Origin of the sequence: Nonomuraea antri (genome assembly GCF_013283785.1) — a bacterium.
In the GTDB taxonomy this organism is placed as follows: Bacteria; Actinomycetota; Actinomycetes; order Streptosporangiales; family Streptosporangiaceae; genus Nonomuraea; species Nonomuraea antri.
Map to the genome: position 1 here is coordinate 1 of NZ_JABCPZ010000321.1, position 10,034 is coordinate 10,034.

The following is a 10,034-nucleotide window of genomic DNA, read 5'->3' on the forward strand; positions in this document are numbered from 1 at the left end:
GGCGCATGGCCATAGGGTATGCAATGCCGGAACCTAGAGGGTGAGTAAAGGGATCGTAAAGTACGTTGTTGAAATGTGATCAAACTACGACATTTAAAACAGCACGACGAACGCCACGACCCCGGCCGTAATCGCCGCCCCGTAACAGAGCAAGGCGATGACGAGGTCGAACCTGGCGATCCCGAGCATCTCCTCGCTGGTGAATCGGATCCGATGCGCGGCGTGAAAACCGCACAGCACGACGACCACGAGCAGCGCGAGCCTCACCACGACGTTTCCGGCCAGCGCGCCCAGGTGCTCGGCCGTCGGCCAGTCGAGCACGCCGAGCGGCATGAGCACCCCGAACAGCAGCACGAGCACCGGCAGCACGAGCGCCGCCACCACTCCCCCGCCGCTGAACAGCAACCACAGGTACGGCTCCAGCGTGCGTCTCATGTGAAGCCTCGCAGGACGAAGAAGGCGATGACCGCGGAGACGAGCAGCCAGGCCGAGTGGTTGCCGCCCTGGATCATCCAGGCGGGCACCCGCCAGCCGTCCAGGCGGACGACCGTGGCCTTGGGCGCGAGGTTGAGGAACGTGACCGCGTGGAAGCAGAGCGCGGCCAGCGCCACCACGTTGAGCGCGATCATCCACGGCCGTGCGGCCAGCGCGGTGAACTCCGCCCACGCCCCGCGCCCGAGCGCGTCCAGGAGCAGCAGCAGGAACACCACCGTCCAGGCGACGAAGACGCTGGTCAGCTCGCGCAGCACGAACAGCGTGTAGGTGCGGTGTCGGGCGAACCAGAGCAGGTCACGCTTCGGCCGGTAGTCGGTGCCCTCGGCGTTCATCGGCGGCTCCACGGCAGCACGGACCGCAGGGCCGCGGTGAGCTTGTACCGCTGGATGGCCTCGGCCGGGTCCACGTGCTTGGGGCAGGCCCTGGTGCACTCGCCCACGAACGTGCACCCCCACACCGCGTCCTCCAGGTTCAGCACGTCGAAGCGGTCGTCCATGTCGCGCGAGTCCAGGTTGTAGCGCTGGGCCAGGGCGATCGCGGCCGGGCCGAGGAAGTCCGGGTCGAGCACGTACACCGGGCAGGCCGAGTAGCAGAGCATGCAGTTGATGCACATGCTGTACTGCTTGTACGCCTCCAGCTGCTCGGGGGTCTGGGCGTACTCGGTGGTCAGCGGCAGTTCCTCGCCCTCCCTGACCAGCCACGGCCGCACCGACGAGAGCTTGGCCAGGAAGTCGTCGATGTCCACGACCAGGTCCCTGATGACGGGGAAGCCGCGCAGCGGCTCGATGCGCACCGGGCCTTCGCCGTACTCGGCCAGGAACGTGCCGCAGGTCAGCCTGGGCTCGCCGTTGACGGTCATGCCGCACGACCCGCACACGCCCATCCGGCACGACCAGCGGAACGACAGGCTGCCGTCGAGGTGGTCCTTGATGTGGTTGAGCCCGTCGAGCACCGCCCAGTCGTCCATGAGCGGCACGTCGTAGCCCTGCATGACCGGCTCGCCGTCCTGGCCGGGACGGTAGCGGGCCACCTCCATCCTGATCGTGCGGGTGCCCGCCGCCTGCCGTATCGCCGCCGAAGTGTCAGTCACGGCCGTAGACCCTTTCTCCCGGAGGCCAGCGGGTGATCGTCACGGGCAGCAGGCCGACCGACGGCGTGCCGTCGGGGGCGCGGTGCACCAGCGAGTGCGCCAGGTAGGCGTCGTCGTCCCTGGCGGTGAAGTCGGTGCGCTGGTGCGCGCCGCGCGACTCCTGCCTGTTCAGCGCGCAGGCGACGATGGTCTGCGCGACCTCCAGCATGGTGTGCAGCTCCTGCAGGTTGATCAGTTCGGTGTTGAATGCGGTGCTGGTGTCGTCGACCTGGGCGTCCTCGGCGCGCCGGCGCAGGTCGGCGAGGGTGTCGGCGGCCTTGGCCAGCACGTCGCCGGTGCGGTAGATGCCGGCCGCGCCCTCCAGCGTGTGCTGCATCTCCTCGCGCAGGTCGGCGATGCGCTCGCCGGTCCTCTTGCCCTCGCGCGCGCGTTCCAACCGCCGCCGCTCGTCGCCGCCCTGGCTGCGGACGGCGGCCGCCTCGCCGTCCCGGTGGCCGCGGGCGAACTCGGCCGCGGCCACCCCGGCCCGGCGGCCGAAGACCAGGCATTCGGGCAGCGAGTTCGAGCCGAGCCGGTTGGCGCCGTTGATGCTGACGCAGGCCGTCTCGCCGGCGGCGTACAGCCCGGCGATCGGGGTCGCGCCGTCGACGTCGGTGTGGACGCCGCCCATCATGTAGTGCACGACCGGCCGGACCGGGATGAGGTCGGTGGCCGGGTCGAGGTTCTGGTAGCTCCGGCACAGCTCGCGGACGAACGGGATGCGCGCGTCGATCTTGCCTTCGCCCAGGTGGCGCAGGTCCAGGTAGACGACGGGACCGTACGGGGTGTCCACGGTGCGGCCCTTGTGCTGCTCGTGCACGAACGCCTGTGACAGCCGGTCGCGCGGGCCCAGTTCCATGCTGCGCAGCTTGGGCGTGGGAGTGGGCTTGCCCAGGTCGTAGTCCTGCAGGTAGCGGTAGCCGTCCTTGTTGATCAGCCAGCCGCCCTCGGCCCTGGCCGCCTCGGTGATGAGGATGCCGGTGAACGGCAGCCCGGTCGGGTGGTACTGGACGAACTCCATGTCCTTCAGCGGCGCGCCGGCCCGGTAGGCCAGGGCCATGCCGTCGCCGGTCTTGATGGCGGCGTTGGTGGTGAAGGGGAAGACCTTGCCGCAGCCGCCGGTGGCCAGGACGACCGTCCTGGCGGCGATGGTCTCGATGCGTCCGGTCCTGATCTCGACGGCCACCACGCCGTGCACCCGGCCGTCGTCCACGACGAGCCTGGTGACGTACCACTCGTCGTAGCGGATGATGTCGGTGTACTTCAGCGTCGTCTGGAACAGCGTGTGCAGCAGGTGGAAGCCGGTCTTGTCGGCGGCGTACCAGGTGCGCATGCGCTTCATGCCGCCGAACGGGCGCACCGCGACCCGGCCGTCGTGCTCGCGGCTCCACGGGCAGCCCCAGTGTTCGAGCTGGATCAGCTCCCTGGGCGCCTCTTCGACGAACGCCTCCACCGCGTCCTGGTCGCACAGCCAGTCGCCGCCGGAGATCGTGTCGTAACAGTGCTCGTCGAGCGTGTCGCCGATGCCGATCACCGCGGCGGCGCCGCCTTCGGCGGAGACCGTGTGGCTGCGCATCGGGTAGACCTTCGACACGACCGCCACCTTGAGCGAGGGGTCCGTCTCGGCGACCGCGACGGCCGCGCGCAGACCCGCTCCGCCTCCTCCGACGATGAGCACGTCGATCATGTGGGTCAGCTCCCGTGGTCGGGTTCTATCGGGTCCTTCACCCGCTTGCCGTCGTGACGGACCGCGGACAGGTGGATGCTGCCGTCGTGATACTCGTGGCGGATCCTGCGGCAGCCGCAGTCGAAGAGCTGGTCACGGATCACCAGGCCGTAGCCGTCGTCGTCGAGCAGCCGCTCACCGCCGGACTTCTTGCCGCAGGGGGCCGTCTCGGGGGTGAAGGGAATCTTCGTGCCTGTCATCGCCGATCTCCCTAGATAGGCGAAACGTCATTTCCACACAAGCACCGCGATCTGGTTTCTCCAAGGTCAGTCGGATGTATCCGACTTCTCGGGATCGTCGTTCTGTTCCGGCTTCGGCTCCTCGCGCGGGTAGTGCAGGTCGAACGCGGGCCGTTCGGAACGGATGGGCGGCATGCTGAGGAAGTTGTGCCGGGGCGGCGGGCAGGAGGTGGCCCACTCCAGCGAGTTGCCGTAGCCCCACGGGTCGTCGACGGTGACCTTGGGCGCGCGCCTGGCCGTCTTCCACACGTTGTACAGGAACGGCAAGGTCGAGAAGCCCAGCAGGAACGCCCCGGCCGACGACACCTGGTTGAGCAGCGTGAAGCCGTCGTTCACGCCGTAGTCGGCGTAGCGGCGCGGCATGCCGATCTGGCCGAGCCAGTGCTGCACCAGGAACGTGGTGTGGAAGCCGACGAACAACGTCCAGAAGTGCACCTTGCCCAGCCGGTCGTCCAGCAGCCTGCCGGTCATCTTCGGCCACCAGAAGTAGAAGCCGGAGAACATGGCGAACACCACGGTGCCGAAGACCACGTAGTGGAAGTGGGCGACGACGAAGTAGGTGTCGCTGATGTGGAAGTCCAGCGGCGGCGAGGCCAGGATGACCCCGGTCAGCCCGCCCAGCAGGAACGTCACGAGGAACCCCACCGCGAACAACATCGGCGTCTCGAACGTCAGATGGCCCCGCCACATCGTGCCGATCCAGTTGAAGAACTTCACCCCGGTCGGCACCGCGATGAGGAACGTCATGAACGAGAAGAACGGCAGCAGCACCTGGCCGGTCGGGAACATGTGGTGCGCCCACACGGTCATCGACAGCCCGGCGATGGCGATCGTGGCGCCGATCAGGCTCATGTAGCCGAAGATCGGCTTGCGGCTGAACACCGGGATCACCTCGGTGATGATCCCGAAGAACGGCAGCGCGATGATGTACACCTCGGGATGGCCGAAGAACCAGAACAGGTGCTGCCAGATCAGCGGCCCGCCGCTCTCCGGGGCGAAGACTTGCGTGCCGAGCTTGCGATCCGATTCGAGCACCAGCAGCGCGGCGGCCAGCACCGGGAACGCCATCAGCACGAGCATGCTGGTCAGCAGCGTGTTCCAGGTGAACAGCGGCAGCCGGAACATGGTCATCCCTGGCGCCCGCATGCCGATGATCGTGGTGACGAAGTTCACCGAGCCGAGGATCGTGCCCAGGCCGGACAACGCCAGGCCCATGATCCAGTAGTCGCCGCCCACCTGGGGCGAGTACTGGGCGGTCGACAGCGGGGTGTAGGCGAACCAGCCGAAGTCGGCCGCGCCGCCGGGCGAGAAGAACCCGGCGATCACCATCAGCCCGCCGAACAGGAACAGCCAGTACGCCACCGCGTTCAGCCGGGGGAAGGCCACGTCCGGCGCGCCGATCTGCAGCGGCATGATGACGTTGGCGAACCCGGCGAACAGCGGCGTGGCGAACAGCAGCAGCATGACCGTGCCGTGGATGGTGAACAGCTGGTTGTACTCCTGCTGGCTCACCAGCTGCATGCCGGGCTGCGCGAGCTCACCTCGGATGATCATGGCCATGACGCCGGCCACGAGGAAGAACCCGAACGAGGTGATCAGGTAGAGGTAGCCGATGACCTTGTGATCGGTCGTCGACAGCCAGGAGGCGATCACGGTCCCGGTGCGGCGGCGCCTGACCTGCTCGATCGAGGTCTCGCGAACAGTCGTCACGGCTGCTCCCTCCTGTGCGGAGTTGTGCCTGCCCCGATATCACCCATTCCACGCCAACGATCGCCCTACGGGAAGTCGTTCTTTAACATTCGCCGTTCAGGTCTTTTCTGGGCGACGACCGGGGGCGACGACCGGGGCGACGACCGGGCACGCCGGCGGACCCGATCAGCGCACCCGCACCCGCGTCTTGCCGCACACCTCGCATCGTTCGGTGACCACCCGGCCGATCCGTTCGATCTCGGCCCACCGGTGGCGGAGGTGCACGCGGATCCTCCCCCGCACGTCCATGTGGCCCAACCTAGGCCCGGCGGGTTGGGAACCGCTTGCGGAACTCTGCACGACCATATGGCGGACCGATTCCCGTTACCGGGGTGACGTCTTCTATCCTGCTAATCCGATCCGATCGGAGGAGAACTCGTGACCGCTCAGGCAGACTACGACGCCCTGGTTCAGCAGGGGCTCAAGCTCGACCTCACCCGGGGCAAGCCGTCGCCGCGCCAGCTCGACCTCTCCGATGACATGCTCAAACTGCCCACGTCCACGGTGACGGCCGGCGGGATCGACGGCCGCAACTACGGCGACCTGCAGGGTCTGCCCGAGCTGCGCGAGATCTTCGCGCCGCTGCTCCAGGTTCCGGCCGAGCAGCTCGTCGTGGGCGGCAACGCCAGCCTCGCGCTGATGCACGACACGATCGTGCACGCGCTGCTGACCAAGGTGCCCGGCGCCGAGCGCCGCTGGGTCGAGGAGCCGGAGATCACGTTCCTGTGCCCGGTCCCCGGCTACGACCGGCACTTCACCATCTGCGAGCGGTTCGGCATCAAGATGGTGCAGGTGCCGATGACCGCCGACGGCCCCGACATGGACGTCGTCGAGGGCCTGGTCGCCGGCGACGCGAGCGTCAAGGGCATCTGGTGCGTGCCCAAGTACAGCAACCCGTCCGGCGTCTCCTACAGCGACGAGACGGTGCGCAGGCTGGCCGCGATGACCACCGCCGCGCCCGACTTCCGGATCTTCTGGGACAACGCCTACGCCGTGCACCACCTCACCGACGAGCCCGTCGAGGTGGCCGACCTGCTCGCGCTGGCCGCCGAGCACGGCAACGCCGACCGGGTGTTCGTGTACGGCTCCACCTCGAAGGTGACGTACGCGGGCAGCGGCGTGTCGTTCTTCGGCTCCTCGCCGGCGAACGTGGCGTGGTTCCTGACCAACACGAACAAGCAGTCCATCGGCCCCGACAAGATCAACCAGCTGCGCCACGTGGAGTTCCTGCGCGACGCGGCCGGCGTGGCCGCGCACATGCGCAAGCACGCCGCGCTGATCGGGCCGAAGTTCGAGCTGGTCGACAAGGTGCTGACCGAGCAGCTCGGCGACGTGGCCACCTGGACGGCGCCGAAGGGCGGCTATTTCATCAGCCTGGAGGTGCCGCACGCCCGCGAGGTCGTGGCCAGGGCCAAGGCCGCGGGCATCGCGTTGACCCCGGCCGGCGCCACCCACCCGTACGGCGACGACCCGGCCGACAGCACGATCAGGATCGCGCCCACCTACCCCGACCTGGACGAGCTGGAGCAGGCCATCCGCGGCCTGGCCGTCTGCGTCCGGCTGGTGGCGGAGGAGCACGCCTGACACCCGCTCGATGAAGAAGGCCCGGCGCGCACGCGCCGGGCCTTCGTCGTCGAGGCTGCCGGGGCCGGGTTCAGGAGCGTGAGCCGCCGCGGAAGCCGAAGATGTACTCCCGGGTCTCGCTCGGGTGGAACGAGACGCCCACCCCCGGCTCGAAGGCGACGTTGTCGCGCGCGCAGTAATACAGCCCCTTCCACACCGACAGCGCCTTCTCCCTGGCCGGCGCCTCGGCCAGGTCGCGCTTGCGGGCCCCGAACGCGCCCAGCACCAGCAGCAGCCCGAACCCCCAGAACAGCCCGGTCAGGCAGAACGGCGCGAGCAGCACCTCACCCCACCCGGCGTCCCTGCCCTGCATCGCGATCACCAGCGACACCACCAGGTGCGTCAGTGCGGCCACGCCGAGCAGGATGTAGCCCTGGTTCCTGGACCACGCCGTGTAGTGCCGGCTGGGGAACGACAACCAGACCGCGAGCTGCGTACGGCTCATGACGTGTTTGGAGGCGCCCAGCGACGGCGCGGTGGGCAGATCGGCGACCTCGCGCGCGCTGGGCAACCTGACGCGTCCGATGCGGTAGGTGGTTCCGGCCGCTACCACGCCCGGAACCGCCACCACCTGGTCAGCCTGCGTACACAACGGGCACGTGACTTCCACCCGGGCAGTTTGGCCCTAAGGGACGGTCCGCGCAAACCGTAGAGTTCTATCTGTGAGTCCAATCGATGCCCTTGTGCGCTCGCTGCCCGATGGCCGCGTCCTGACCGACCCCGACGTGGTCGGCTCCTACGCCCGTGACCGCACGTTCGTCGAGCCGGGCAAGCCGCTCGGCGCGGTGCTCGCGGCCACCCGCGAGGACGTGGTGACCACGATGCGCTGGGCCAGCGAGCACCGGGTGCCCGTGGTGCCCAGGGGCGCGGGCACCGGCCTGGCCGGCGGCGCCACGGCCGGCGACGGCTCGGTGATCCTGTCGCTGGCCAGGATGACCGCGATCAGGGAGCTGTCGCCCGCCGACGAGATCGCGGTGGTCGAGCCGGGCGTGATCACCGCCGACCTGGACCGGGCGGCCAGGGAGCACGGGCTGATGTACGCGCCAGACCCGTCGTCGTACGAGATCTCCACGATCGGCGGGAACCTGGCCACCAACGCGGGCGGGCTGCGCTGCGTGAAGTACGGCGTGACGAGGGACTCCGCGCTCGGCCTTGAGGTCGTGCTGGCCGACGGGCGGGTGCTGAACACCGGCCGGCGCACCATGAAGGGCGTCACCGGATACGACTTGACCGGGTTGTTCGTGGGTTCCGAAGGCACGCTGGGCGTGATCACGTCCGCCACGGTGCGGCTGCGGCGCGCGCCGGCCGCGCCGCCCGCCACGTTCGCGGCCGAGTTCGGCTCGCTGCGCGACGCGGGCGCGGCCGTGTCGGCGATCGTCGCGGCCGGCTGCCAGCCGTCGCTGATGGAACTGCTGGACCGGGCCACGCTGGAGGCCATCGACGACTGGCGCAACATCGGGCTGGAGCCGGCCACGAAGGCCATGCTCATCGGCCAGTCCGACGCCTCCGACAGCCAGGCCGCGATCGAGCGCATGGAGCGGCTGTGCGCCGAGAACGGCGCGTCGTTCGTGGCCGTGTCGTCCAGCCCGCAGGAGACCGAGGAGCTGATCGGCCTGCGCAGGATGGCCTACCACGCCAAGGAGCGGCTGGGCGCCTGCCTGGTCGAGGACGTGTGCGTGCCGCGCTCGGCGCTGCCCGGCATGATCGGCGCGATCGAGGACGTGGCGGCCAGGCACGACGTGCGCATCGCGACCGTGGCGCACGCGGGCGACGGCAACCTGCACCCGGTCTTCATCTTCGAGCACGGCACGGCCGAGCCGCCGGCCGAGGTGTGGGCCGCCGCCGACGAGGTGTTCACCAAGGCCCTGGAGTTCGGCGGGACTCTGACCGGCGAGCACGGCGTCGGACTGCTCAAGCGGCGCTGGCTGGCGCTGGAGTCCGGGCCGGTCGCGGAGGAGGTGCAGCGGGGGGTGAAGGCGGTCTTCGACCCGCTGGGCATTCTCAACCCGGGCAAGGCCATTTGACTTGACCAAGCCGTGACCTTGGGCGTCAATGCGTGCACGACCTGCGACGGTGTGACGACTTTTCTGGCGAAACGTGAAAGTTCTGACAGGTCCGGCAGACGTCCCAAGGGTCACGCTGGTAGCGTTTTGCCCCATCTATTGGGTTGTAATGGGGGTCCGACGTGAATCAGGTCCAGCCGTTGGCGGCGGACGATCCGCGGCGGCTGGGGGCGTATGACATCGTCGCCCGGCTCGGCGAGGGCGGCCAGGGTGTTGTCTATCTGGGCAAGGGCGACACCGGGGAACAGGTCGCGGTCAAGCTGCTGCACCACGCCCTGGTGGCCGACACCGACGCCAGGACGAGGTTCCTGCGCGAGGTCGCGGTGGCGCAGCGGGTGGCGCGGTTCTGCACCGCGCCGGTGCTGCACGCCGACCTCGAAGGCAGCCGGCCGTACATCGTGAGCGAATTCGTGCCCGGCCCGTCGCTGCGCGAACTGGTCATCAACGAGGGGCCGCGGCGGGGCGCGGCGCTGGAACGCCTGGCCATCAGTACGGCGACCGCGCTCGCGGCCATCCACCGGGCCGGCATCCTGCACCGCGACTTCAAGCCCGCCAACGTGCTGATGGGTCCTGAAGGCCCGGTGGTGATCGACTTCGGCATCGCCAGGGCGCTCGACTCCCCCGGCGCGACCGCCACCGGCATGGCCATGGGCACGCCCTCCTACTTGGCTCCCGAGCAGCTCAGCGGGGCCGCCGTCTCCGAGGCCGCGGACGTGTTCGCCTGGGGCGTCACGATGGTGTTCGCCGCGACGGGCAAGCCGGCCTTCGGCGCGGACTCGATCCCCGTGGTGATGAACCGGATCCTGACCCAGGAGCCGGAGCTCGGCGGCATCGACGGGACGCTGGGCGAGCTGGTGGCCGCGTGCCTGTCCAAGGACCCGGCGCAGCGGCCCACGGCGGACGAGCTGATCACCCGTCTCACCGGGCAGCCCGCGCCCCGCGCGGCCGTCGAGCCGGTCACCGGCCCGGCCCCGGTGCCCGCCGCCTTCCCGGCCCCGGCCGCTTTCCCC

11 protein-coding genes are annotated in these 10,034 nt (G+C 69.3%); 3 read left to right on the forward strand and 8 right to left on the reverse strand.

Annotation, left to right across the window (positions count from 1 at the left end; genetic code table 11):
- Positions 1 to 93: 93 nt before the first annotated feature.
- From frdD to HII36_RS58410, 7 genes are all read right to left on the reverse strand, one after another.
- Entirely contained in the window at positions 94 to 435 is a 342-nt protein-coding gene (frdD, locus tag HII36_RS50470; protein ID WP_173530539.1) for a fumarate reductase subunit FrdD, read from the reverse strand.
- Positions 432 to 827 carry a fumarate reductase subunit C gene (locus HII36_RS50475; protein ID WP_173530540.1) on the reverse strand — a complete coding sequence of 132 codons (396 nt, stop codon included), beginning with the start codon at positions 825 to 827 and terminating at the stop codon, positions 432 to 434. The genes frdD and HII36_RS50475 overlap by 4 nt, the downstream gene beginning before the upstream one ends.
- Positions 824 to 1,585: a succinate dehydrogenase iron-sulfur subunit gene (sdhB, locus tag HII36_RS50480; protein WP_217370968.1), complete on the reverse strand. Its 762-nt coding sequence runs from the start codon at positions 1,583 to 1,585 to the stop codon at positions 824 to 826. The genes HII36_RS50475 and sdhB overlap by 4 nt, the downstream gene beginning before the upstream one ends.
- Positions 1,578 to 3,311: a fumarate reductase (quinol) flavoprotein subunit gene (frdA, locus tag HII36_RS50485; protein WP_217370969.1), complete on the reverse strand. Its 1,734-nt coding sequence runs from the start codon at positions 3,309 to 3,311 to the stop codon at positions 1,578 to 1,580. Before frdA ends, sdhB begins: the two co-directional genes overlap by 8 nt.
- A gap of 5 nt (positions 3,312 to 3,316) precedes the next feature.
- The gene (locus HII36_RS50490) at positions 3,317 to 3,550 is read right to left on the reverse strand and encodes a hypothetical protein (protein ID WP_173530541.1); all 234 of its coding nucleotides are present in this window, start codon (positions 3,548 to 3,550) and stop codon (positions 3,317 to 3,319) included.
- 66 nt (positions 3,551 to 3,616) lie between these two features.
- On the reverse strand, positions 3,617 to 5,299 hold the full coding sequence (gene ctaD, locus HII36_RS50495) for an aa3-type cytochrome oxidase subunit I (RefSeq protein WP_173530542.1): 1,683 nt from the start codon (positions 5,297 to 5,299) through the stop codon (positions 3,617 to 3,619).
- A gap of 165 nt (positions 5,300 to 5,464) precedes the next feature.
- Positions 5,465 to 5,587 carry a hypothetical protein gene (locus HII36_RS58410; protein WP_268959818.1) on the reverse strand — a complete coding sequence of 41 codons (123 nt, stop codon included), beginning with the start codon at positions 5,585 to 5,587 and terminating at the stop codon, positions 5,465 to 5,467.
- Positions 5,588 to 5,716: 129 nt separating this feature from the next.
- Here HII36_RS58410 and HII36_RS50500 point away from each other — a divergent pair, with 129 nt between their 5' ends.
- Positions 5,717 to 6,922 carry an aminotransferase class I/II-fold pyridoxal phosphate-dependent enzyme gene (locus HII36_RS50500; protein ID WP_173530543.1) on the forward strand — a complete coding sequence of 402 codons (1,206 nt, stop codon included), beginning with the start codon at positions 5,717 to 5,719 and terminating at the stop codon, positions 6,920 to 6,922.
- 70 nt (positions 6,923 to 6,992) lie between these two features.
- Here HII36_RS50500 and HII36_RS50505 read toward each other — a convergent pair whose 3' ends face one another.
- Positions 6,993 to 7,532, reverse strand: coding sequence for a hypothetical protein (locus tag HII36_RS50505; protein WP_173530544.1), 540 nt, complete (start codon positions 7,530 to 7,532; stop codon positions 6,993 to 6,995).
- 91 nt (positions 7,533 to 7,623) lie between these two features.
- Between HII36_RS50505 and HII36_RS50510 the strand changes: the two genes are divergently transcribed.
- Positions 7,624 to 8,985, forward strand: coding sequence for an FAD-binding oxidoreductase (locus tag HII36_RS50510; protein ID WP_328808267.1), 1,362 nt, complete (start codon positions 7,624 to 7,626; stop codon positions 8,983 to 8,985).
- Between the two features lie 161 nt (positions 8,986 to 9,146).
- A partial coding sequence (locus HII36_RS50515; RefSeq protein WP_173530545.1) for a serine/threonine-protein kinase occupies positions 9,147 to 10,034 on the forward strand: 888 nt, incomplete at its 3' end.